22 protein-coding genes are annotated in these 23,933 nt (G+C 53.0%); 10 read left to right on the top strand and 12 right to left on the bottom strand.

What is annotated here, in order from left to right; translation table 11 throughout:
* Positions 1-51 precede the first annotated feature (51 nt).
* Positions 52-252 (bottom strand): glutathione S-transferase, encoded by a 201-nt coding sequence (locus F7R27_RS07835; RefSeq protein WP_151703669.1) that lies wholly within the window; start codon positions 250-252, stop codon positions 52-54.
* Positions 253-321: 69 nt separating this feature from the next.
* On the opposite strand from F7R27_RS07835, the gene F7R27_RS07830 reads away from it, so the two are divergent.
* Positions 322-1,335, top strand: coding sequence for a GlxA family transcriptional regulator (locus F7R27_RS07830; protein WP_151703668.1), 1,014 nt, complete (start codon positions 322-324; stop codon positions 1,333-1,335).
* 5 nt (positions 1,336-1,340) lie between these two features.
* On the opposite strand, the gene F7R27_RS07825 is transcribed toward F7R27_RS07830, so the two are convergent.
* The 7 genes from F7R27_RS07825 to F7R27_RS07795 all read right to left on the bottom strand — a co-directional run bounded on the left by F7R27_RS07825 (position 1,341) and on the right by F7R27_RS07795 (position 7,924).
* On the bottom strand, positions 1,341-2,303 hold the full coding sequence (locus tag F7R27_RS07825; protein WP_151703667.1) for an MBL fold metallo-hydrolase: 963 nt from the start codon (positions 2,301-2,303) through the stop codon (positions 1,341-1,343).
* A 41-nt stretch (positions 2,304-2,344) separates the two neighbouring features.
* Entirely contained in the window at positions 2,345-2,986 is a 642-nt protein-coding gene (maiA, locus tag F7R27_RS07820) for a maleylacetoacetate isomerase (protein WP_151703666.1), read from the bottom strand.
* An 84-nt stretch (positions 2,987-3,070) separates the two neighbouring features.
* Entirely contained in the window at positions 3,071-4,084 is a 1,014-nt protein-coding gene (locus F7R27_RS07815; RefSeq protein ID WP_151703665.1) for a fumarylacetoacetate hydrolase family protein, read from the bottom strand.
* A gap of 93 nt (positions 4,085-4,177) precedes the next feature.
* Positions 4,178-5,302 carry a homogentisate 1,2-dioxygenase gene (locus tag F7R27_RS07810; protein ID WP_151703664.1) on the bottom strand — a complete coding sequence of 375 codons (1,125 nt, stop codon included), beginning with the start codon at positions 5,300-5,302 and terminating at the stop codon, positions 4,178-4,180.
* A 105-nt stretch (positions 5,303-5,407) separates the two neighbouring features.
* Positions 5,408-5,611, bottom strand: coding sequence for a DUF2783 domain-containing protein (locus tag F7R27_RS07805; protein WP_151703663.1), 204 nt, complete (start codon positions 5,609-5,611; stop codon positions 5,408-5,410).
* A gap of 30 nt (positions 5,612-5,641) precedes the next feature.
* Positions 5,642-7,318 carry an FAD-dependent oxidoreductase gene (locus tag F7R27_RS07800; protein WP_151703662.1) on the bottom strand — a complete coding sequence of 559 codons (1,677 nt, stop codon included), beginning with the start codon at positions 7,316-7,318 and terminating at the stop codon, positions 5,642-5,644.
* A gap of 144 nt (positions 7,319-7,462) precedes the next feature.
* Positions 7,463-7,924, bottom strand: a complete 462-nt coding sequence (locus tag F7R27_RS07795; protein ID WP_151703661.1) for an Lrp/AsnC family transcriptional regulator — start codon at positions 7,922-7,924, stop codon at positions 7,463-7,465.
* A 232-nt stretch (positions 7,925-8,156) separates the two neighbouring features.
* Between F7R27_RS07795 and F7R27_RS07790 the strand changes: the two genes are divergently transcribed.
* Both F7R27_RS07790 and F7R27_RS07785 read left to right on the top strand, forming a co-directional pair.
* On the top strand, positions 8,157-9,542 hold the full coding sequence (locus tag F7R27_RS07790) for an NAD(P)/FAD-dependent oxidoreductase (RefSeq protein WP_151703660.1): 1,386 nt from the start codon (positions 8,157-8,159) through the stop codon (positions 9,540-9,542).
* Between the two features lie 11 nt (positions 9,543-9,553).
* On the top strand, positions 9,554-9,889 hold the full coding sequence (locus tag F7R27_RS07785) for a hypothetical protein (RefSeq protein WP_151703659.1): 336 nt from the start codon (positions 9,554-9,556) through the stop codon (positions 9,887-9,889).
* 10 nt (positions 9,890-9,899) lie between these two features.
* Here the strand turns inward: F7R27_RS07785 and F7R27_RS07780 are convergent, their stop codons facing one another.
* The gene (locus F7R27_RS07780) at positions 9,900-10,859 is read right to left on the bottom strand and encodes a transcriptional regulator GcvA (protein WP_151703658.1); all 960 of its coding nucleotides are present in this window, start codon (positions 10,857-10,859) and stop codon (positions 9,900-9,902) included.
* Between the two features lie 125 nt (positions 10,860-10,984).
* Between F7R27_RS07780 and F7R27_RS07775 the strand changes: the two genes are divergently transcribed.
* The 3 genes from F7R27_RS07775 (at position 10,985) to F7R27_RS07765 (ending at position 16,295) form a co-directional block, all read left to right on the top strand.
* The gene (locus F7R27_RS07775; RefSeq protein WP_151703657.1) at positions 10,985-11,239 is read left to right on the top strand and encodes a DUF1127 domain-containing protein; all 255 of its coding nucleotides are present in this window, start codon (positions 10,985-10,987) and stop codon (positions 11,237-11,239) included.
* A 347-nt stretch (positions 11,240-11,586) separates the two neighbouring features.
* Positions 11,587-15,084 (top strand): indolepyruvate ferredoxin oxidoreductase family protein, encoded by a 3,498-nt coding sequence (locus tag F7R27_RS07770; protein ID WP_151703656.1) that lies wholly within the window; start codon positions 11,587-11,589, stop codon positions 15,082-15,084.
* Between the two features lie 11 nt (positions 15,085-15,095).
* Entirely contained in the window at positions 15,096-16,295 is a 1,200-nt protein-coding gene (locus F7R27_RS07765; RefSeq protein ID WP_151703655.1) for an amino acid aminotransferase, read from the top strand.
* A gap of 64 nt (positions 16,296-16,359) precedes the next feature.
* On the opposite strand, the gene F7R27_RS07760 is transcribed toward F7R27_RS07765, so the two are convergent.
* Positions 16,360-17,085: a glycerophosphodiester phosphodiesterase gene (locus F7R27_RS07760; RefSeq protein ID WP_151703654.1), complete on the bottom strand. Its 726-nt coding sequence runs from the start codon at positions 17,083-17,085 to the stop codon at positions 16,360-16,362.
* A 52-nt stretch (positions 17,086-17,137) separates the two neighbouring features.
* Positions 17,138-17,743 carry a helix-turn-helix domain-containing protein gene (locus F7R27_RS07755; protein WP_151703653.1) on the bottom strand — a complete coding sequence of 202 codons (606 nt, stop codon included), beginning with the start codon at positions 17,741-17,743 and terminating at the stop codon, positions 17,138-17,140.
* 221 nt (positions 17,744-17,964) lie between these two features.
* On the opposite strand from F7R27_RS07755, the gene pepQ reads away from it, so the two are divergent.
* A complete protein-coding gene (gene pepQ / locus F7R27_RS07750) occupies positions 17,965-19,293 on the top strand; it encodes a Xaa-Pro dipeptidase (RefSeq protein ID WP_151703652.1) in 1,329 nt (442 codons plus the stop codon).
* 69 nt (positions 19,294-19,362) lie between these two features.
* Here the strand turns inward: pepQ and F7R27_RS07745 are convergent, their stop codons facing one another.
* Positions 19,363-20,277 carry a LysR family transcriptional regulator gene (locus tag F7R27_RS07745; RefSeq protein WP_151703651.1) on the bottom strand — a complete coding sequence of 305 codons (915 nt, stop codon included), beginning with the start codon at positions 20,275-20,277 and terminating at the stop codon, positions 19,363-19,365.
* Between the two features lie 519 nt (positions 20,278-20,796).
* Between F7R27_RS07745 and F7R27_RS07740 the strand changes: the two genes are divergently transcribed.
* From F7R27_RS07740 to F7R27_RS07730, 3 genes are all read left to right on the top strand, one after another.
* A complete protein-coding gene (locus F7R27_RS07740) occupies positions 20,797-21,816 on the top strand; it encodes a TRAP transporter substrate-binding protein (RefSeq protein ID WP_151703650.1) in 1,020 nt (339 codons plus the stop codon).
* A gap of 129 nt (positions 21,817-21,945) precedes the next feature.
* Entirely contained in the window at positions 21,946-22,536 is a 591-nt protein-coding gene (locus F7R27_RS07735) for a TRAP transporter small permease (protein WP_151703649.1), read from the top strand.
* Positions 22,537-22,568: 32 nt separating this feature from the next.
* Positions 22,569-23,873, top strand: coding sequence for a TRAP transporter large permease (locus F7R27_RS07730; RefSeq protein ID WP_151703648.1), 1,305 nt, complete (start codon positions 22,569-22,571; stop codon positions 23,871-23,873).
* Positions 23,874-23,933: the final 60 nt, after the last annotated feature.

Raw genomic sequence — 23,933 nt, 5'->3', positions numbered from 1 at the left:
TGATTGCACCCCAGGCGTGTGGAGCTGTGAATTCATGAGACCGGATAATGTTCATTCCTTGCCTCGCCTCGTAGTTTCCAGACTATTCAGCAGTTCATCAAACAGACTGGTGGCCTTAATAAACTTATCCCGACATCCAGGATTACAGAATCCGACTGTCACTCCACGATACAGGGCTAATGCCTCAGCGCTGACTGGATTACCCGACCAGGGGCAGTGACTGTTGATGCAGTTTTCCAGACTCAATGACATGGCTATCTCCATTGGTTATTTGACTCTTGCAGCTAGCTTAATCAGAACAGTCATGGCATAAATGACAAGATGTCCACTAATACTGCCAAATCAACAAAAACCAACGAGTCACCCAGACGACTTGTATTTATTCTGTTTCCGGAAGCTGTGCTGCTGGATATTGCAGGCCCGCTGCAGGTATTTCATCAGGCGCGATCCGATAATAGTGATACACCCTGTTATGAACCGATTTTCGCCTCTGTTGAAGGTGGCAGAATCGCGACTGACACCGGTGTGACCTTTGACACGATAACCCTTCATGAAGCCGCAACAACCTTAATTGATACACTGATCGTAGCGGGTGGCAGAAGCGCGATAACAGCGGCAACCGACAAACGACTCACCGACTGGATTGCAACCCAAAGCCAGAAGGTAAGGCGCGTGGGCTCTGTCTGCATGGGGGCGTTTATTCTGGCGGCGGCAGGTGTTCTGGACCACCGGCGCGCCGTAACTCACTGGCGTTGGTGTGAGCAACTGCAGCAGAGCTACCCGCTGGTGCAGGTCGATGCCGCCCCAATCTATGTCAGGGATGGGCATATCTGGTCTTCCGCGGGTGTATCAGCGGGGATAGATCTGGCACTGGCCATGGTTGAAGAGGATCTGGGGCATGACGCAGCGATGCAGTTAGCTCAGTCGCTGGTGATTTTTATTAAAAGGCCCGGCGGACAGGCGCAATTCAGCAACCTGCTCAAGAGCCAGATAAATGATGGCCTCGGTCGATTCGATACACTGCATGCCTGGATTATCGAGCATCTTGCAGAGGATCTCAGCATTGAGTTGCTGGCTGAACAGGTCAGCATGAGCCCACGAAACTTCTACCGCAAGTATAAGGAGATAATGGGGCTATCTCCTGCTCGCGCCGTTGAGCGGTTCAGACTTGAAGAGGCACAGAGGCTGCTGACGACTACGAAGCAAAGTATCGCCAGCATTTCACGCCGCTGTGGCTTTTCCGGATATGAGGGGATGCGGCGCTGTTTCATGCGCCATATTGGTGTATCCCCTCAGGATTACCGGGAAAGGTTTGGTACAAGCAGCATCGCCTGAAGCGATTAATCCTGCAGTTTATCCCAAACTTCCTGATCACGCTCTGCGGTCCAGATGCGTGGCCAGTCGATGTCGTCGAACTCGTCCCACAGGCGCTGCACATCGAATGGCAGGCAGTGTTCGAAGATCGGCCACATGCCGAACTTGGGTGCCAGATGCTCGTGAGTCTGCTCGAAGGCTTCCTTCAGCGTGCCGCCGCGCTTGTGCACTTCGCCCACTTTTTCGATCATGCCGGTGAGGAATCCACGGGTCTGTTCGATGGCAGCATCAACCTCGGCACGACCACGTGCCACTGCACCACGGCCACCGACCAGCACTTCTGCTTCGTAGGATTTAACCTTGTCCAGTGTTTTGCTGGCCCAGTCGAAGTGGAAAGCATCGCCTGTGTAGAGTGCGGCTGCCGCTTCAACCAGATCACCTGCAAAGAGGACTTTCTGTTTCGGTAACCAGGCCACGATATCGCCAGCCGTGTGGCCACGACCGCAATACTCCAGAATCAGGCTGCCACGATCACCGCCCAGAGGGATTTCCAGACGATCATTGAACACGATATCGGGGTGAGTCAGACCGGGGATGCCATCTGGCTCACGGAACAGGCGTGGCATGCGGCCGTATTCGCTGGCCCAGTCTTCGTTGCCGCGCTCATCGATCAGGAATTTGGTTTTCTCATGCGCGATAATGCTTTCAGCCTTGAAGGCAGATGCACCCAGTACACGCACAGCGTGGTAGTGCGACAGCACCAGATATTTAACCGGTTTATCAGTATGTTCGCGCAGCATCTCCAGCCAGTCATTTGCGGCTTTGGGTGTCGCACGGGCTTCAAATGCAATGATGAAATCTTCCGCTTCGATCGCACCCACATTGGGGTCACCTTCGGCGGTCAAGGCATAGATGCCGTCACCAAGGACTTCGAGGATCTCTTTTTTCTCGCCGAGATCGGCGGATGATGCAAAGGGTTTTTTCGCCATGATGGTTTCCTGTTCTTGAATAGGTCGAATTAAGTCAGATCTCAAGCACCTGGCTGCAGATCAGGATGCGCTTTACTGAACGCCTCCAGCTCTTCACAGGCCGCATGGATACGACGGATGGTCGGGAAATCGCTGAGATCACATTTAAAGCGGTTGGCATTGAATACCTGCGGAACCAGGCAGATATCAGCCAATGTCGGACTGTCGCCCTGGCAATACACACCTGTCTCATCACTACTAGTCAGGTGCTGCTCCAGGGCTTGAAAACCTGCATGAATCCAGTGCTGATACCAGGCGGTTTTCTGCTCTTCCGTGATGCCAAACTCAGAGACTAGATACTTCAGAATGCGCAGGTTATTGACCGGATGTATGTCGCAGGCAATCAATTGGGACAGCGAGCGCACACGAGCACGTGCCAGAGGCTCTGCCGGCAGCAGTCGGAAGGTATCCGGGTAGCGCTCCTCAAGGTACTCAACTATGGCGAGTGACTGATTGATGATAGCGCCCTTGTCTTCCAGACTCGGTACCAGACCCTGAGGGTTACGGGACAGGTGCTCAGCACTGCGATGCTCGGCTTCCAGCAGACTGACCGGGATCTGTTCGTACTCCAGGCCTTTCATATTCAACGCAATGCGCACACGATAGGCCGCCGATGAGCGGCAGTAATCATAGAGCTTCATCATTTTTGTCCTCTGTGATTGATCGTATGATTGTTCTGTATCAGACAGGCCGCTGAGCTGTGACGCTCAACGACCGGGCAGACATACTCAAGCGGTATATTTGACAACCTTCTGATCAATCGCACCAAAAATGCTCTGACCCTTGGCATCCTTAACGTCGATACGCACACGATCACCAAAGCTCATGTAAGGTGTTTTGGCCGCACCGGTATTGATCGTTTCAATCATGCGAACCTCGGCAATGCAGGAGTAGCCAACACCACCATCAGCAATCGCAGAACCATGCTCAGTATCCTGCTTGTTGGAAACGGTACCTGAGCCGATAATGGCACCGGCACCCAGTGGGCGAGTTTTGGCCGCATGGGCGATCAACTGTGGGAAGTTGAACACCATATCGGTGCCACAATCGGCCTTGCCGAACGGCTGATTGTTGTACTCCACCAGCATCGGTCCATTCAGGCGACCATCCTGCCAGCTGTTGCCCAGCTCATCCGGCGTGACGGCAACCGGTGAAAAAGCACTTGAGGGTTTCGACTGGAAAAAGCCAAAGCCTTTGGCAAGCTCTGCCGGAATCAGATTACGCAGTGAAACGTCATTAACCAGCATCACCAGACGGATCGTCTCTGCTGCCTTCTCAGCACTGACACCCATCGGCACATCACCTGTGACAACGGCCACTTCTGCTTCAAAGTCGATCCCCCACTCTTCGCTCTCCATCAGAATGTCACCTGTGGGTGCCAGGAAAGCATCAGATCCACCCTGATACATCAGCGGATCTGTCCAGAAGCTCGGTGGCATCTCGGCATTACGTGCCTTGCGTACCAACTCTACATGATTCACATAGGCTGATCCGTCGCACCACTGATAGGCACGTGGCAGTGGAGAGGCAAGCTGATTGAGATCCAGCTCAAAGGAACCGACTACCTCACCTTCATTCAGTGACAGATAGATACGTTCCAGCGCTGGCGCCACCGTATCCCAGTTGTCGATCGCATACTGCATGGTTGGTGCGATATTTTGCACCTCAACTGCCAGGCTGAGGTCACGGGATACAACGACCAGCTTGCCGTCACGTCCCTGATTGAGAGATCCGAGTTTCATATGTTCACCTTGAAAAATTTATTCTGGAGCCTGGCTGCCGGATAGTTTTATGCATCACAGCAGTCAGGCTCGGTTATTGATGAATATTCCCGGTTACTTCGGTTTCCAGGAGTTCACGTAGTTGACATCTTCCACCTGACTGAAGGCTGGCGTGTGTTCGAGTGGATCGCGTGTATCGATCATCATCGCCACCTCATCGGTCATCTTGCCGGCATTGCCTTCGGCAGCAGCATAGGCTTTTGGATGCGGACCATGCGTAAAACCGCAGGGATGGAAGGTGATCATCCCGGCACGAATATTGTCACGGCTGAAGAAGTTACCCTGATGATAGAAGAGCACCTCATCATAATCATCATTATTATGAAAATAGGGCAACTTAAGGGCGCCCGGATCAGTCTCCATCGGGCGTGGGCAGAAGGTGCATACTACAAAGCGCTTTGCCACCCAGGTGGTGTGTGCACTTGGCGGCAGATGGAAACGGTGGCTCATCAGCGGACGGATATCACGCCAGTTGAGTTTGACCACACACAGATCACCGTGCCAGCCGACACAGTCGAGCGGATTGTAGGGATAGGTGATCTCGGTGATCTGGTTAAGGCGCTTAACACGGATGGTCCACTCGTTTTCATCCTGCTGCGCCTTGAACTGGTCATTGATATGCGGGCGATCCAGCACCCCGGCATCAAAGATCGCGTGCTGACCGACCGCTCCTTTTTCCGGCAGTTGATAGGCATCGTTAGTCGCTTCGGTCAGCATCATGAAGATCGGCGCGGTAGGCTCGATACGCCACATGGTGCCGCGGGGAATCACGATATAGTCACCATCCCGGAAGCTGAAATGACCGTAATCGCAGAAAAACTCGCCGCTGCCTTCATGGATAAACAGCAGATCATCACCATCCTGATTGCGGAACAGATGGTCCATCGCCTGATCACAGCGCCAGGTGCGTACCTTGCATGCAGCATTGTGCAGCAACAGAACCGCATCTGCCGGACTGTCTGCCCGGTTGGAAATTTCGTTGATATCAGCAGAGCGTGGGCGCAACGGCCCTTCCATTCTGATCCAGCCTGTCGGTGCATGCTTGTGATGCATCTGCGTGGCTGGGCCGAAGAAGCCTTCACGCCCTACCTCGCGATCAAAAGTACCCGCAGGCATGTCGCAGTGAGCCTGGCGCGTGGTTTCACCCTCGATAACGGGGTAGTGAATCCATTTTTTCATGTATCACCCTTTCATTAAAAGCACTTACAGCATAGATGTGCCTGGCGTCTTGTGCGCCAGTGCACTGTGTCTGTCCGGGGCATCGCCCCAAATGCGGCGTTTGTATTAAGCCGCTTTCAGATTCTTTTTCGCGATCAGCATCGCTTCCGACAGTACCGCCTGATCACCGATATGATTACACAGCAACAGGATCAGCTTGGCATTGATCTCGGCGCTCTGTTCGGGCGTCAGATCACGGTGAAGATCTGTCAGCTCCTGATAGAAATCATCCGGCTGCAGCAGGTTCGGATCAGTTATAAGTTTAGTCATGTTTCTCTCTCTTATTCTGTCTTGACGAAATCACTGAGCCGTTGCCTTGCGGATAGCAGCAGCAACGCGGTTGTTATCAAGCTGGCGCATTCTGGCGCAGACATGCTGATCCGGGCGCAGCACATAGAAGGTTCCTGCAGTTGCGTCAAAGCGCTCCTTGACCACACCCAGTGTATCCACCAGCAACTCGACACCATCAGGTAGAGGCAGATCAACCTGGTGTGAGCAGACCAGATAGCTCTTCAGCGGGATTTTCGCCTGATACAGGGCCGAAAGTTGATCCAGTACCGCTTGGCTCAGATCACGCTTGCCTTCAATGAACAGCAGGCCATTGAACTGATTGCCCAGATGATCGAGCAGATAACCTTCCTGCCCTGCCTTGCTGACCGGTGCATCGGTGCTTGGCGCGCCGGGCAGCATATTACCGACGAAGGTTTCCTGATCCAGCGTATTCAGCGATGAGTGGGTGTACACCGCAGGCAAAGACAGGCGGCCCGAGTTGACCAGACGGCGGGCGAAGGGATAATCCCTGGCCAGGCTCAGTGTCGCGTCACGGAATACACGGCTGATCTCGTTCTTGGGGGTAATGAAGTCTGTTGAACGGGTCGAGTTGAGAATATTCTCATCTGCTGCATAGACGCGCTCATCTGAATAGGTATCCAGCAGGCTGTCCGGCGCACGGCCATCCATCACCAACTTGAGTTTCCATGCCAGATTATCGGTGTCCTGGGCACCGGAGTTGGCACCACGTGCACCAAAGGGTGAAACCTGATGTGCAGCATCACCGGCAAAGAAGATACGACCCAGACGGAAGTTGTCCATGCGGCGACAGGTGAAGGTATAAACACTCGCCCATTCCAGTTCAAACTCGACCTCATCTCCCAGGAAGGCACGCACACGTGGAATGATGTTCTCCGGCTTTTTCTCCTCTTCCGGATCGGCATCCCAACCCAGATCGAAATCGATACGCCAGACATTGTCAGCCTGACGATGCAGCAGTGTAGACTGCCCCTCATGGAAGTGCGGGTTGAACCAGAACCAGCGCTCAGGTGGGAAGTTGCTCGGGTCCATCACCACATCGGCGATCAGGAAGCGATCCTTGAAGATCTGCCCTTTGGACTCCAGTCCACACTGGCTGCGGATCTGAGAGTTGGCACCATCACAGGCGATCAGGTAGTCGCATTGCATGCGATAGCTGCCTTCCGGCGTTTCGACCGTGACAGTGGCGCCCGTTTCGTCCTGCTCAACCTGAGTGACTTTGCTTTTCCAGCGCAGATCGATACCGCCCAGCTCATGGATGCGGTCAACCATGTACTCTTCAAGGTAATACTGCTGAAGATTGATGAAACCGGGACGTCGATGATGCTCCTCCGGCAGCATGTTGAAGGTGTAAACCAGATCACGGTCGAAGAACACCTTGCCGATGTTCCAGGTGACACCCTTGTCCACCAGACGCTGCCCGATTCCCAGGCGATCCATGATCTCAAGAAAACGCTTGGCGTAGCAGACAGCACGTGAACCGACACTGACGGTGTTGTTGTCATCCAGCACCACGACGGGTACATCATGTAACGCCAGATCCAATGCCATCGCCATGCCGATTGGTCCGGCGCCGACCACTATCACTGGATGGCGAACAGGCTCAGCCGCATCCTGATCCTTGGAGCGAATATAATCATACTCGGGGAAGGTGTAGGTGTTCAGCATCGTCGCTCTCTTCTTTCTTGTTTTTGTAGGTTCTCTTTATCTGACCTACCTTACCCAATTTTGATCCGGGGATAATCCCGACAGGGTGAAGAAGATTATTTCCTTACAGGAAAGAGTCTGTGCTGAATCTGCTACCCTTGAAAATCAGACAGGTATTGCTGTCTCGTTTTTGATTTCACGCAGTGCAAAATTACTGTGCACCTGTGAGATGCCGGAGATGGTGAAGATCTTTTCATTCAGAAAACGATCATAAGATTCCATATCGGGGATAACGACCCGCAACATGAAATCCGCCGTACCCGTCACTGCATAACACTGCAGCACTTCCGGGTACTGCTTTACCCGCTCCTCAAATTCAACCGTGCTGTCGGCACTGTGTCGTAACAGGGTCACCATCGCCATCACGCACAGGGGCTGACCTACCTGACGAGGTTCTACTAGCGCGACAAAACCACGAATAACGCCTGCTTCCTCCAGCGCCTTAACCCGACGCCAGCAAGCTGCGGGAGACAGCCCGATACTGTCTGCCAACTCCTGATTGCTGATGCGTCCATCAGTCTGAAGCAGCTTGAGGATGCGTTTGTCGTAGGTATCTAGTTGAATCACGGTTGAACTTACCTGCTCTGCCGGACAAGGGCATCCGTTTGTTTATTTGTTCAAATGTTATCTCTACACAATGACCTATTCAAACCTTCCACTCAAGTATTGATCCAGCGCAAGTAAAACAGAATGGAATATTGACCTTAGTATTAGTTATATATAATTTAAGTCATGTTAATATATATAAAAATAGAGTGATCACCAATTAATCACTCAGTGGCGCCCGGAGTAAAGTGCAATGACTAGAAAGACCCCACATCCAGATAGTAAAAGTCGCCGAGACCTGCTCAAGTTAGGTCTGGCATCTGCCGTTGCAGGACCGGCATTAGGTTTGATTCCTGACGCGCTGGCTCAGCAGACTAATGCGCATATTGTTATCAGCGGCGCCGGTGCAGGTGGTATTGCAATGGCTAACCGCTTTACCCGAAGCCTTCCCGGCGCGCGCATCACCATCATAGACAGCCGTGAGGATCATCACTATCAGCCCGGTTGGACGCTGGTTGCCTCAGCGGTATGGAACAAAAAGAAGACACTGTCGAAAACCGCCGAATGGCTGCCACCCAGCGTCAACTGGGTGCGTGGCATGGTGACCGAGTATGATCCGGATAACAATCAGGTCACGCTCAGTAATGGTGAAACATTAAAGTATGACTACCTGATAGTGGCTTGCGGATTACAGCTGCGCTATGAACGGATCGAAGGGATTGATACACGCCTGATTGGCCAGGGCAAGGGGATCGGCAGCGTCTATGCCGGGATTAATGAGGCTGAAGCCACCAGTGTCGAGATCGATCGCTGGATAGCAAGTGGGCGTGGTACCGGCCTGTTCAATCTGCCACCGACAGCCCTCAAATGTGCCGGTGCGCCCCTTAAAATGACTTTCACCACCCTGTCCCGCCTTGAGAACAGTGGTAAACGTGATCAGTTCAATGTCGAGTTCATGACGCCTTCAGGCGGCTTGTTCGGTGTGCCCTTCTATAACGACTTTGTAAAGCAGCGCTTTACCGAGCAGGGGGTGATACGCAACGATTTCTGGACCCTCACAGGGATTGATGCCGATGCAAAGAAAGCCACTTATAAGGTCAAGGGCGAGCGCACAGGGACGGCAACATCTGGCCATTACACTGTTGGTAGTGAGCAACAGGACACCTGGGAGGAAACACGCGATTACGACTTTATTCATGTTGTCCCGCCCATGACCGCACCGGAATCAATCCTCAACAGCCCGCTGCGCTTCAGCGAAGGACCCTTTGTCGACTGGATGGAGGTGGACAGAGAAACCCTGCAGAACCCCAACTATCCCAATGTCTGGGGTATCGGTGATGTGATGGGGATGCCCAGCAACAAGACCGCCGCCAGCGTGAAGATGCAGGCCAATGTACTGGAGCAGAACTTCCTGGCCTATCTGCAGGATCGCCCACTGCCTGCCCGTCATAACGGATATACCTCCTGCCCACTGATCACCAGTATCGGCAAGGCGATGTTGGTGGAGTTTGGCTGGGACAGCAAGCTGCTGCCCTCCTTCTCCTTCATCGATCCGAAAGAGGAATCCTGGACCGTATGGGTCATGAAAGAGCGCATGTTGCGCCCCGCTTACTACGCCATGCTTGAAGGCAAAATATAAGGAGTATCACCATGACACTGACTGGCATTCTGACTGTTCTCTGGTACTCCGCCCTGCCTTGGCTGTGGCTGATTGCTCTGATGCTTGTGATTTTTCTGATCCCACAGGTGATCGCACGCACTAAAGGCTATGGCTTTACAAAACCAGGCGGTATTGGTTCAAAACTGCTGCCACCGATCGTAGCAATAGCAGCGCTCTATTTCGTACCGATTCATACCCAGTCCAGCATCGCATATGTGAACACCTGGGTAGACTGGATGAACCTGATTGGTGCTTCGATTGGACTGGGTATCTACGCCTGGCTGGTATTGCACCCGATCTGCTATCTGAAAAACCGAAAAGCCTGACAGCCATCACTTATGGATCGGTCACCAGATCTGCAAGACAACCTGGCGACTGATCCTTCTCAACTTCTGCCATGCCATGGATCCACTTGAAAAAACTCTTCACTCTGGGGTCATTGACATTGCGCTCAGCGCAGACCAGGTAATAGGCAAAGTTACTTTCAAACTGCTGGCAGAAAGGCTTGACCAGGCGGCCGGTTTCCAGCTCCTCCTGTGCCAGTAACTCACTGGCCAGGCAGACACCCAGTCCTGACACGGCAGCCCTCAGCGCCAGATCTGTCTGAACGAAATAGGGCCCCTGCTCACTGTTGACCCCCTCGATACCGGCACTTCGCAGCCACATGTTCCAGTCAAAATAGCTGGGTACACCAGTGCCACTGGTGACATGCAGCAACGTATGAAATTGCAGATCCTGCGGTGTCAGCAGAGGATGAGGCCCCTTCAACAGCTCCGGGCAGCAGACTGGAAAAACATGGTCACAGAAAACAATTCTCTCGACATGCAGCCCCGGGTAGTTACCCAGCCCATAACGAATGCCCAGATCAATATCGCTACGCTGAAAATCCACCATCGCCATTGAGGCATCTATGCGAATCTCAATCTGCGGGTGCTGTTTGCGAAAGAGATGAATACGCGGCACCAGCCACCGCGCTCCAAAGGTCGGCACAACGCTTATAGTCAGGGGCTTGGTGGCGTTCCAGCGTCTCGCCAGGTTCACTGCGGCCTCCATCTGGTCAAAACCAGCCCTGAGATCCGGCAGGCACCCCTGGCCTGCTTCCGTCAGTATCAGGGCACGTGGACGCCTGATAAACAGCATGACACCGAGATGATCTTCCAGTGCCTTTATCTGATGGCTGATCGCAGCGGGTGTGACATTCAGCTCATCCGCCGCCATGGCAAAGCTCATATGCCTGGCTGCAGCCTCAAAAGCACGCAATGCATTCAGTGGAGGTAGTTTTCGCTTCATATTCATAAGTGAGAAAATCTAACCCTTTATCAAATTATCATCGTTTGTCAGCAGCAGATACAACTGAGATATTGACCCTATAAACATGTCATTAAGGCACTTTCATCAACTCAATATAGCAGGTGTAAGCAATGAACAATACTAATCAAACTATCTGCCTTCAACAGGTGTGTGCAGAACAGCGCAGCCCGAAGAAGTTGAGCAGTTGGATCGATATTCCGAAAAAAATACTGAATGCAATCACTCGTCTGATAGAGTCATCTTTTCGCTGGTACCGTATCAACGAAACTGAGCGCCAGTTATCCGAACTTGATGATAGGATTCTGAATGATATAGGCCTGACACGCAGGGATATCTCACAGATCATCCGTAAATGCGTAAAATAGGCAGGCAGTCCAATCTTTATATTTCTGCAACTGTCTCATCCCGCTTGCTGAACACTGACTGGCGACCACTGACTCATGGTCAGGTCGCCACTGTTCAGCAAAAACCATACTATCTCAGCATGGATGCGCATACTGGAACGCAATAATGAAGCATTTGGAAATAAATCATCACAAAATTACCATTAAAGTAAATATTCTTTCTTAACCAGACAGTTTGACTGCCTTTTTCGCAAGCACCTTTCTCCTGATTTTTCCTACAATGGATGTAACCACTGCATCTGTGGCGGAATCCTGTTTTCTCCGCCACGGGTGACATAACAAGAAATCAGACCCAGCAGGCAACGTCAATGAATAGCCATATCTCCAAGCTCGATGATTATCAGTTGGAAGATCGTTACACCCGCATGGAAGGCAGAGTCTTCCTGACCGGTACTCAAGCACTGGTTCGCATTCCCCTGATGCAAGCCGCTCTGGATAAGCAAAACGGCCTCAACACTGCAGGGTTGATCAGCGGCTATCGCGGTTCTCCCCTCGGTGGTTATGATCAGGCGCTGTGGCAATGCCGGAAGCTGCTTGACGAGCATAAGATTGAGTTTGTACCCGCGATCAACGAAGACCTCGCCGCCACCATGGTTCTCGGCAGCCAGCAGGTAGAGACCGACCCTGATAAACAGGTCGAAGGTGTATTTGGCCTGTGGTATGGCAAGGGGCCAGGTGTGGATCGCGCAGGCGATGCGCTCAAGCATGGTACTACCTATGGCAGTTCCCCGCACGGCGGCGTACTGGTCGTAGCCGGTGATGACCACGGTTGTGTCTCCTCCTCCATGCCGCACCAGTCCGATGTTGCCTTTATGTCCTGGTTCATGCCGACCATCAACCCTGCCAACCTGGCCGAGTATATTGACTTCGGACTCTGGGGCTATGCCCTGTCGCGCTACTCCGGTTGCTGGGTAGGTTTCAAGGCGATCTCCGAAACGGTCGAGAGTGCGGCATCGGTTGATCTCAAGCCTCTGCCCACATTCGTTATGCCAACCGATTTCACAGCACCCGCCACTGGCCTGCACTATCGCTGGCCCGATCTGCCGGGGCCGCAGCTGGAAACTCGTATCGAGCACAAGCTGGCAGCCGTACAGGCATTCGCCCGTGCCAACCCGATCGATAAGTGCCTGTTCAATAACCCCCAGGCACGCTACGGCATCGTCTCCACCGGCAAGGGCCATCTTGATCTGATGGAAGCGCTGGAGATGCTGGGGATTGATGAAGCCCGTGCACGCGAGCTGGGTATCGATATTTACAAAGTCGGCATGGTCTGGCCGATCGAGAAGCAGGGCATGCTCAACTTTGTTCACGGCAAGCAGGAAGTGCTGGTGATCGAAGAGAAACGCGGCATTATCGAGAGTCAGATCAAGGAAGCGATGTCTGAACCGGATCGCCCCGGTGAGGTGTTGATCGTCGGCAAACAGAATGAAGTCGGTGAGCCATTGATTCCCTATGTCGGCGAACTGAGCCCGCGCATACTGGCCGGTTTTGTGGCCGCCCGCCTGAGCCGCTTCTTCAATATCAGCTTTGATGAGCCATTGGCGAGGCTGCAGGCTCACAGCTGTGGGATCAAGGACCCCGGTGGTGTGCGTCGCATGCCCTACTTCTGCTCCGGCTGCCCTCACAACAGCTCAACCAAAGTACCTGAGGGCAGCAAGGCGCTGGCCGGTATCGGTTGTCATTTCATGGCCTCATGGATGGGGCGAGATACCGAATCCCTGATACAGATGGGTGGTGAAGGGGTCAACTGGGTCGGCAAGAGCCGCTTTACCGGCAACGGCCATATCTTCCAGAACCTGGGTGAAGGCACCTGGTTTCACTCAGGGTCTATGGCGATCCGCCAGGCGGTTGCAGCAGGCGTCAATATTACCTACAAGATCCTGTTTAATGATGCCGTTGCCATGACCGGCGGTCAGCCGGTGGATGGTCAGATCACGGTACCGATGATCGCCAACCACGCCGCCGCCGAAGGTGTTAAACGCATTGTCGTGCTCAGTGATGAACCGGAGAAGTACAAGGGGCATGAAGGTCAGTTCCCGAAGGGGGTTACCTTCCACGATCGTGATGCGCTGGATGGCATTCAGCGTGAGCTGCGTGAGATCAAAGGCTGTACCGTACTGATCTACGACCAGACCTGCGCCGCCGAGAAGCGCCGCCGTCGCAAGCGTGGCCAGTTCCCTGATCCTGCCAAGCGCGCCTTTATCAACCATCATGTGTGCGAAGGCTGTGGTGACTGCTCCGTGCAGTCCAACTGTCTGTCGATTGTGCCGCGTGAGACTGAGCTGGGTCGTAAGCGCAAGATCGATCAGTCCTCCTGCAACAAGGATTTCTCCTGCGTGAAGGGTTTCTGTCCGAGCTTTGTCACCATTGAAGGTGGCGAACTGCGCAAGCCTCAGGCGGAAAGCGTCGGTGACAGTTTCTGGAAGCGGGTAAACGATCTGCCTTCACCCTTGCAGCCTGCCCTGCAAGGCACCTATGACATGATGGTCGTGGGTGTCGGTGGAACCGGGATCGTCACCATAGGTGCGCTGATTACCATGGCCGCTCACCTGGAATCAAAGGGTGCATCGGTACTCGACTTTATGGGCTTTGCGCAAAAAGGTGGTGCGGTATTAAGCTATGTTCGCCTGGCCGACAGTCCTGAAAAGCTGCATCAGGTCCGTATTGAAGAGGGCCAGGCCGATGCCCTGATCGCCTGTGATATGGTGGTTGCGACCTCGCAGAAAGCCCTGAATGTACTGCGTAAGGACCACTCCCGTATCGTAGTCAACCAGGCGGAGTTGCCGACAGCGGACTATGTACTCTTCCGTGATGCCAATATGGACAGTCGCAAGCGCGTCGGCATGCTGGCCGATATAGCCGGTGAATCCGGTTTTGACAGCATGGATGCCAACACCATGGCCGAGCGCCTGCTGGGTGATACTGTGTTCTCCAACATGATGATGCTGGGCTTTGCCTGGCAGCGTGGTCTGGTACCGGTTTCCATGGCTGCTCTGCAGCGCGCGATTGAACTCAACGGCGTCGCGGTTGAGAAGAACAAGCAGGCATTTGCGTGGGGTCGACTGGCTGCAGCAGATGCGGAGTACCTCAAGTCCCGTTTTGCCGCAGCAGAAATCGTTGAGCCACTGACTCTGGAGCAGCAGATACAGAAGAATGCAGAGTATCTGACCCGCTATCAGAACAGCGCCTGGGCAGCACGCTATCGCGAGCAGATGACCAGAGTCATGAAAGCCGAAGAACAGCTTGTCGGCAAATCAGGCAGCGCTTTTTCTGGTAAACTGAGCGAAGCCGTTGCGAAACAACTTTTCCGTCTGATGTCTTATAAGGATGAGTATGAAGTGGCACGTCTGTTCACCGAAACAGACTTCCTGAAGGAGATCGAAAGCACCTTCAGTGGTGACTACACCATCAATTTCCATATGGCACCACCACTGCTGTCAAAGGCACTTGATGGCAAGGGGCGCCCGGCCAAACGTCGCTTTGGCCCCTGGATGCTGAAGGCTCTTAAAGTGCTGGCCGGTCTGCGTCATCTCAGAAATGGCAAACTCGACCCCTTCCGCTTCAGTGCCGATCGTAAACTGGACCGACAGCTGCTGGCCGACTATGAAGCACTGCTGGATATGTTTGTCGGATCACTGGATAAAGAGAACTATGCAACGGCTGTAGAACTGGCTAATCTGCCTGCCGAGATCCGAGGCTTCGGCCCGGTGCGTGAGCAAGCGGCTGAAAAAGCAGCTGAAAAGCACCGGATCCTGCTCGCAGAGTATAAAAATGGAGTTGCTGTCGCTACCGCCAGCGCAGCCTGAGGAGAATAAAAATGTTTGAAGTCATTCAAGCCCAGCCCCACGACGCGATACTGCAATTGATGGCACTGTATCGGCAGGACCCTAATCCGCACAAGGTAGACCTTGGCGTGGGGGTCTATAAGGATGAGCTGGGCAACACCCCCATCATGCAGGCCGTTGACCGTGCCGAGCGCATCCTGCTTGAGCAGGAGCTGACCAAGAGCTATATCGGACCGGCTGGCTCACCTCTTTACAATCAATTGATCAGCGAACTGATTCTGGGTCAGTCCCTGTATCAGCAACTGAGTGATCGCCTTGCGATTGCCCAGACACCGGGCGGTTGTGGTGCGTTGCGCATGGCTGCAGAGTTTCTGAAAAGCTGCTCACCCGATACCACTGTATGGGTCAGCGACCCAACCTGGGCCAACCATATCCCGCTGCTCGGTGGTGCAGGTCTGAAGATCCAGACCTATGCCTACTATGACCATGCCAGTGGCGGCATTCAGTTTGACAAGATGATGTCGGCACTGGAAAACGCCAAAACCGGTGATATCGTGCTGTTGCATGGCTGCTGCCATAACCCAAGCGGTGCCGATCTGAATCTGGAGCAGTGGAAGGCAGTCACCGAACTGGTTCAGCGCAAGGGGCTGCTGCCATTTGTTGATATCGCCTACCAGGGTCTGGGTGACGGGCTGGATCAGGATGCCGCCGGTGTTCGCTTCATGGCAGAACAAGTACCTGAGCTGATTATCGCAGCATCCTGCTCAAAGAACTTCGGCCTGTATCGTGAGCGCACAGGTGTACTGCTGATCCTGTCCGCCAATGCACAGCAGGCGCCCAACACGGCTAGCCAGCTGTTCGGCACCATCCGCTCTCACTACTCCATGCCCCCCAATCACGGGGCCGCTATAGTGGAAGTGATTCTGGGTAATGGTGATCTGCGCAACCTCTGGCAACAGGAGCTGGGACAGATGCGCAAACGGATCAGCGATCTGCGCGTACAGTTCAATCATACGTTGAGCCAACAGGGTGTGGCGCAGGATTTCAGCTTTATTGAGCGCCAGAAAGGCATGTTCTCCTTCCTGGGTATCTCGGCTGCACAGGTTCACCGTCTGCGCGATGAGTACAGCATCTATATGGTCGACTCCAGTCGTGTGAATGTAGCGGGTTTGTCTGGGCAGAATCTTGACTATGTCTGCAAGGCTGTTGCGAATGTATTGAAAACCAGCTGATGCTGAACAGGCAGGCCCTCGTCTTCTTGAAGCGAGTGCCTGCCACTGCAAGCGATAACTATCATCAGGTCAGTATTTGATGATTAGTCAGTATCTCATCCACACCAGCGTCCAGCGCTCGCCTCGCATCCGCATCTGTCTCCGGCAAAAACGCCAGCACTTTGGCACCATAGGCATGATAGCGTGCTACAATTTCGGGGCTCATCACTTCAATACCCTTAAAACGGGGTGGCAGTGAATACACCTTTCCCGGTGAAATGTCAGCAAGCCACGGCAGGCGCATCAGGCAACAAAAACCGGCACGACGACAGCCGCCCTCTCTCACCATACAGACTGCATCGGGATGATGCCCCAGCAGATACCGCTCCTGCTCCGATCGCCAGAACAGAAAGCGTACCTGATGTGTCAGGAACTCTCTGTAACCGTGTTGAGTACAGAGCTGCAGCAAGCGGTTGAGTGTCTGCATGCCACTTTCAGGTTTGATATCCAGTATCCAGTGATACCCGGAGTAGCGTTCAACCATCTCATCAAAGAAAAGCAGGGTTCCGCCCGTCTTCAAACGAAGCGATGCCAGCTCGGAGCGGGTGCTACTCTCAACTGAGCGGGAGACACCCGCGATGCGCTCAAGATCCGGGTCATGGCAGAGTACTGGATGGCCATCGCGGGTGGTGCGAAGATCTGTCTCGAAATGCATGAAACCGAGATCCAGCGCTGCGTCAAATGCAGCTCTGGTGTTCTCGGTTTCATGATGACTGTAGCCACGATGGCTGATCCAGATCGGGCTCGGCATGATCACCCCCTGTTTTCGATAGATGCTACCAAGATCTGCTGCCAGCACCCATCTATTCAGCCTGTGTGGGTTTGAAGTTCACCTCAAGATTGCCCACCCAGTAAACACGCGTGACCACTTCCTGAGAAGCGTTGCCCCATTGGTGCGGCATGGTTGACTGAAAATGCGCACAATCGCCTTCCCGCAAAACATGATCCTGCCCATCCAGCTTGAGAAACAGCTCCCCTTCCAGCACCAGCATGGTCTCTTCGCCCTCGTGGCTGACCAGTTCAGATAGGTAACCCGGCTCCATGTCTATCTCAATGGCGCTCATGGTCTGGCCATTGAACTCGGTCGACAACAGTGAATAAGTCAGGCCATTGTTACTGAACTGCATCGACTTGCGTTCAGACTTCCGCGAAATATGCCCAACCCCTTCCGGCATCTTGACGAAATAGTCGACGCTGACATCCAGCGCCTTGGCCAGATTGACCAGTGACGCAAGTGACGGGGATACCAGATTGCGCTCCATCTGCGAAATAAATCCAATGGAAAGATGGGCCCGTTCGCCCACTTGCTGAAGTGTCAATCCGAGCTCTTTACGGCGACTGCGGGCAAGCTGGCCTAAGGGTGCTGCAGATGTCAGCGTAATGGCGTCCTGCTCTTGAGGGTGACTCATTGGGTTACTCTCTTCTTATTCGATGTAAAGTGTGTTTCGGTAAAAAACCGTATTATAAAAAGCTGTGCGTTAACATTGTTCAACAAAAATGTGCAATTTATGAAAATATTATATGTACTAAAAATTTTAGTCTGAGTACACTTTCAGCTATTGAACATTATATGCAAGTTACAGGTTAATACGACCAGATTTGTCACAGGCTATTCAGAGAACGTTCATTTATGACAACAGAACTCTACCCGCAACACCTGTTGGGACTGTGCAAACAGTATCAGTCACTGATGAGCAGCACCGATATTGATCACTTGATCATCAGCAGCGGTAGTCAGTCCTATTACTTCCATGATGACCATACTCATCCTTACAAGGCCTATGCCGGTGCTCAGCAATGGCTACCCTTTGTTGCCCGACCAGATCTGTTTATTCTGATCAGTCGTGAAGGCAAGCCCAGACTGGTCTGGCCTGACAAACCCGACTTCTGGCACACCACTGCCCGGATTCCAGACGGAGACTGGCAGTCGCTGTGGCAGATTGACACAGCTCGTGCACTGAAAGACTGGATGCCGGCACTGCAGGGCAGTATTGCCTGGCTGGGCCCCTTGAATCCGCAGCTGAACTCTCTGGGACTCAAGCTGGAGATCAACCCCGATCGTTTGCTGCTTCCGCTCTACTATCAACGCGCCATCAAGAGTGACTACGAGATCGCCTGCATGGAACTGGCAAGCATCAAGGGTGTTAAGGGTCACCTTGCCGCCGAAGCTGGTTTTCATGCCGGTAAAAGTGAAGCAGAGATCTATCTCGACTTTCTCAGCGCCAGTGAGCAGCTCAGTATTGATGAGCCCTACCCCGGTATCGTCTGTCTTAATCAGTCCGCTGCTATTTTGCACTATGAGCATAAGCAATGGCAAAAACCTGACAGTCATCGCTCCATGCTGATAGATGCCGGTGCGAGCCATCTTGGCTACTGCAGTGATATTACCCGCACCTACTGCAACAATCGCACTCCGGATGGAGCGCTGTTTGAAGAGCTGTTGAATCAGATGGAAGCATTGGAACATCGCATCTGCGAAGCCGCTGTGGCCGGAACAGACTATCAGAACCTGCACCAGACAGGGCTTCGTGAGATCGCCGCTGTCCTGCTTAATATGGGCATCTGTACCCTGCCAGTGGATGAGCAGATGGACAAGCGTATTCCGCAGGTATTTTCACCACATGGACTGGGTCATCTGATTGGCCTGCAGGTACATGATGTCGCTGGACATCAGATTGACGAACTGGGTACGTTGCTCAAACCGGGCGACGATGCACCCTTTCTGCGCCTGACACGCCGCCTGGAAAGCAAAATGGCGATCACCATCGAACCGGGCCTCTACTTCATCCCCATGCTGCTGGATCGGATGGTTCGCGAGATACCACAACACGGTTGCAATCTGGACCTGATCGAGCGCCTTAAACCCTTTGGCGGGATTCGTGTAGAGGACAATCTGGTAATAGCAGACACACAGAGCCGCAACCTGACTCGGGAAGCTTTTCAGGCACTGGAGGCCTGACCAGTTGGAGTGCTCCAGAACCCTTCTGGAGCACTTTTTTTCAATCAGTACACTCTCTGCACCTCCCCATCAAACCTTGATCTGCAACTCAAGATTGTCTTCAAGCCATTGCTGAAAATGCTCAATGAAGGCACTGACCTTGGGTGAGATATACTTGCGATCAGGGTATACCGCAAAAATACTGAGGCGCTCCGGCTCATATTCTGGGAAAACCAGTTCCAGTTCACCACTTGCCACATAGGGCTCAATCACAAAGGACGCCAGATTCGCTATGCCGCGATGTGCCAGCACCGCCTCTCGTACGATCAGACTGTTATTGGCGCGCAGATCACCACTGACCTGAATACTGTATTTTTTCTCCCCTTTTCGCAGGGACCAGAGGTTGGCATTACTGGCATGTACGAATATCAGACAGTTATGAGCTCTGAGTGCATCTGGCGTGTCTGGCCGGCCATGCTGCCTGATATATTCGGGCGTCGCGCAGACATACATCGGAATTGTTGAGATCTCTCTCGCAATCAGGCTGGAATCAGGTAATTGAGGGTCCGTGATGCGTATCGCCAGATCAAAGCCATCTCTGACAATATCCGGCATACGATCATCCAGAGTAACCTCAAAATGTACCTCAGGAAATTTCTCCATGAATGAAGGGATCGACTTGGCCAGTTGAAACTGCCCAAAGGTCATGTTGCAATTGATTCGCAGTATGCCGCGGGGCTTCCCCTGGAGCTGTGACACCAGATTCTCGGCTTCTTTCACCTCAGCCATGATGCTGATGCACTTTTCGTAATAGGCTGCTCCCGCCTCTGTCACACTCAACCGCCGTGTAGTGCGTTGCAGCAAGCGGGCACCGATATGCTTTTCCAGTTGTGATACCTGCTTACTGACAGAGGAGCTGGAAATGCCCAGTTCATTTGCTGCCAACGAAAAGCTTTTAAGATCGACCACTCTGACAAAGATCGCCATGGCAGATAACAGATCCAAATCCCGTCCCCTTAATCAGTCGGATCAGCGGGTAGTATCACCGCGTCAAAAAATGAATAACATTGTTTCTTATTCGGAAAGTATCCAAACAAAGCTTAACAGAAAAACGCCTGAATACAGTGGCTTCCATCACTGATAGTGGACCAATCGAGGGCCGCACCCACTTACGAATTAATCATCAATATTGATTCAGATCAAGGATTTAATTTCTAAATCAGTGCCGCTCAGTGTCTGATTCGGGATCAGCTGAGCTATCTCAAAAAAACCTGATCTTGCTATACAGGCTGGAGGAAAAGCCCCTTTATTGGTTTCATATGTAACCAATAGTCTGATAGGGCCTGCTTGACAGTGGGCGGCAATATATCAGATATTGCTTAACGTTCAATACCCAGTAAACAGCGCGATTGATACTGCTCATCAAGATCGCTGCCGGGTAGCGACCCTTTATTCAGCGACGACTGGGTAAGTTTCGAGTGAAACTATAAATACAACGCCTTAAACTCTCGAAAGGATAGACGAATGAAAACAATCAAGTCCCTCATGTTGGCGACAGGCCTGATGGCCGCCACAGCCTTTACCCCTGCCATGGCTCAGACAACGCTGACCGTCAGCACCTGGGCATCCCCCAATCATGGGATCAACTCCATGGTATGGCCCACCTGGGGTGAATGGATCGAAGAAGCCACTGAAGGTCGTGTCAAACTGAATGTGGTTTATGACCTGGGGCCATCGCACTCGCAGATGGATATCGTTGCGGATGGTATCGGTGATGTCACCTGGATGTTCCATGGTCACTTCCCCGGCCGCTTCCTGACCACCGAGTTGCCTGAACTGCCCTTCTTTGAAGATATCTCCTCCGAGGCGATGTCAGCCGCCTACTGGCGCACCCATGAACAATACCTCGCCAAGGCCCGTGAGCACCGCGATGTCGAGGTGCTGGCCGTTGGTGTGCATGGTCCTGGTCAGATCTTCAGCCGTGAAAAAATCGAATCTCTGGACGAACTCAAAGGCAAACGCATGCGAGTCGGCGGTGGCGTAATGTCTGAAATTGCCCGCCGTCTTGAGATCTCTGGCGTCAACCTGCCACCTACTCAGACTTATGAGGCCGCCTCACAGGGTGTCATCGATGGTGCCTTCCTGACCCTCGAAGGTCTGCGCTCCTTCCGTGTAGCAGAGGTCGCCCCTTACACGCTGAGCCTGCCAGGTGGCCTGTATCGTGGTAGCTTTGCCATCGTCATCAACCCGGACACCTGGGGATCTCTGTCCGCTGCTGACCGTGAAGCGATCATGGGTGTGTCCGGTGAGCGTCTGTCACGTCTCTTCGGTGAGATGATGGATATCTCTGACGAGAGCGGTGTCGCCTTCGCCAAAGAGCAGGGTAATACCTTCACTGAAGCCTCACCTGAAGTGGTGGCTGCTGCACGTGAACTGACAGCGGATCTGGAAGCCACCTGGGTTGAAAATGCTACCAAAAGTGGCGTGGAAGCGCAGGCTGCACTGGACTTCTTCAAAGCCCAGCTCGCAGAACTGACTCAGTAATCAGACAGCCCTGCTGTTTCCCTCAAAGCACTCTACACTGTATGCATCATCGAACATTTGCATGACTGAACAGTGTAGAGTGCATCAAGCCCTCTGCCGAATGCCACCCCGATTGATCCGAGGTTATTCATGCTGGCCAAGCTTACACACAACACCGAGCGCGTCATCAGAACCGGACTGGAAGGTCTGGCGGGTATCGCCCTGCTCGGCATGATGCTGGTGACCACTTTTGATGTCATCGGTCGCTTCTTCTTCAACTCCCCTCTGCTCGGTGCAATTGAATTGATTCAGCTGATGCTGGCAGTTGTTATCTTCTGCTCGTTTCCAGTGGTGTGCTGGAAAGAGGAGCATATTGCTGTTGACCTGCTGGACCAGTGGGTGCCTGCCTGGATCGTGCCCTGGCGTCAGATCGTCATCAACGGTATCTGTACTTTTGCACTTTATGTGATGGCTGATCGGATATGGGCCTTTGCCGGACGCTCCATGTCTTATGGAGATGTAACAGAATTCTTAAGAATACCAGTTGGTTACCTGATATATCTCATGTCATTAATGGCATGGATTGCAGCCGCCTTCACCCTTATTCGTGCTCTTTTTTATGTGCCTGAAATCTTCGGTTACAAGACCTGGGCCCATCATGATCCGGAAAAAATGTCCGATCAGTATCTGGGCAGCGTGTCTCATCCCGACAAGAACAATAATCAGCCCAACGGCCAGTAATCTGGTTTCATCGGTATTGAGGTAGCTTTACTGTGTTTGAATCACTTATCGGCTTCGCCATTCTTTTTGCACTGATCCTGCTGCGTGTCCCGCTTGCCTTTGCGATGGGAGCCATCGGCTTTATCGGTTTCTATTATGTCCTGGGCGGTAACTGGAACGCAGCGGCCGCCATGTCGGCCCGCCGCATTGTAGATACTGGCCAGGAGTATGGCCTGTCGGTCATTCCTCTGTTTATTCTGATGGGCAACCTGGTGACCAAGGCGGGGCTGTCGGATGCGATCTACCGTGCTTCCAATGCCTTTATCGGTCATTTTCGTGGTGGTCAGGCGATGGCGACCATCCTGGCCTGCGGAGGCTTCAGCTCCATCAGTGGATCTAGCCTGGCCACAGCGGCGACGATGACCAAAGTGGCGATGCCGCAGATGCGAAAATACGGTTACTCCGATGCGCTGGCGACCGCTTCCATCGCTGCCGGTGGCACACTTGGTATACTGATTCCGCCGAGTGTCATGCTGGTGATCTACGGTATTCTGACCGAACAGAGTATCCGTGAACTGTTTGCCGCAGGGCTAATCCCGGGACTGCTTGGTATAGTGCTCTATCTGGTCGCTGTTCAGTATGTCGTTCGCCGCAACTCAGATGCCTGCAAAGATGCTGAACGTGTCGGCTGGGGGGAACGCTTTGCAGCCCTTGCGGGTGTCGGTACCACACTGCTGCTGTTCATTCTGGTCATTGGCGGTATCTATATCGGTATGTTCACACCGACTGAAGCAGCAGGAATCGGAGCCTTCGGAGCCTTCATTATCGCCTTCATGCGACGCGCACTGACCTGGAGCATTCTCTATGAGGTGCTGGTTGATACTGCCCGCACCACTGCAATGCTGTTTGCTGTAATAATCGCAGCGCTGATCTTCTCCAACTTCATCAACCGAGCTGGCCTGCCTCAGGAGCTTCTGGCAGTGCTGAACAGCTGGAATCTGACACCAATGATGGTGATGCTGGTGATCCTTGCCATCTATATTGTTCTCGGCTGCATGCTTGAGAGCATGTCGATGATGCTGCTGACGGTGCCGCTCTTCTTCCCGGTTGTTGCCGGCCTCGGTTTCGATCTGGTCTGGTTCGGCATTATCGTAGTGATCGTGATCGAGATCAGCCTGATCACACCTCCGGTCGGGATGAATGTGTTCGTTCTGAAAGGTCTTGTGCCGGACGTCAAGACCGCCACTATTTTCCGCGGGATCACACCCTTCTGGGTAGCTGATATTGTGCGTCTTTTGATGGTACTCTTCATCCCTGCACTGGCACTCTATCTTCCCCAGTTGCTTTACTCGACTTAATCTCGGCCAATAATTACCCCGGCAGCTGACTCATGAGGTCGGCTGCCGGGGGTTAAGATC

This window comes from Nitrincola alkalilacustris (assembly GCF_008973755.1).
Classification (GTDB): Bacteria; Pseudomonadota; Gammaproteobacteria; order Pseudomonadales; family Balneatricaceae; genus Nitrincola; species Nitrincola alkalilacustris.
Note: the sequence above shows the minus strand (reverse complement) of the source record. Positions and strands in the feature narration are given on the sequence as shown.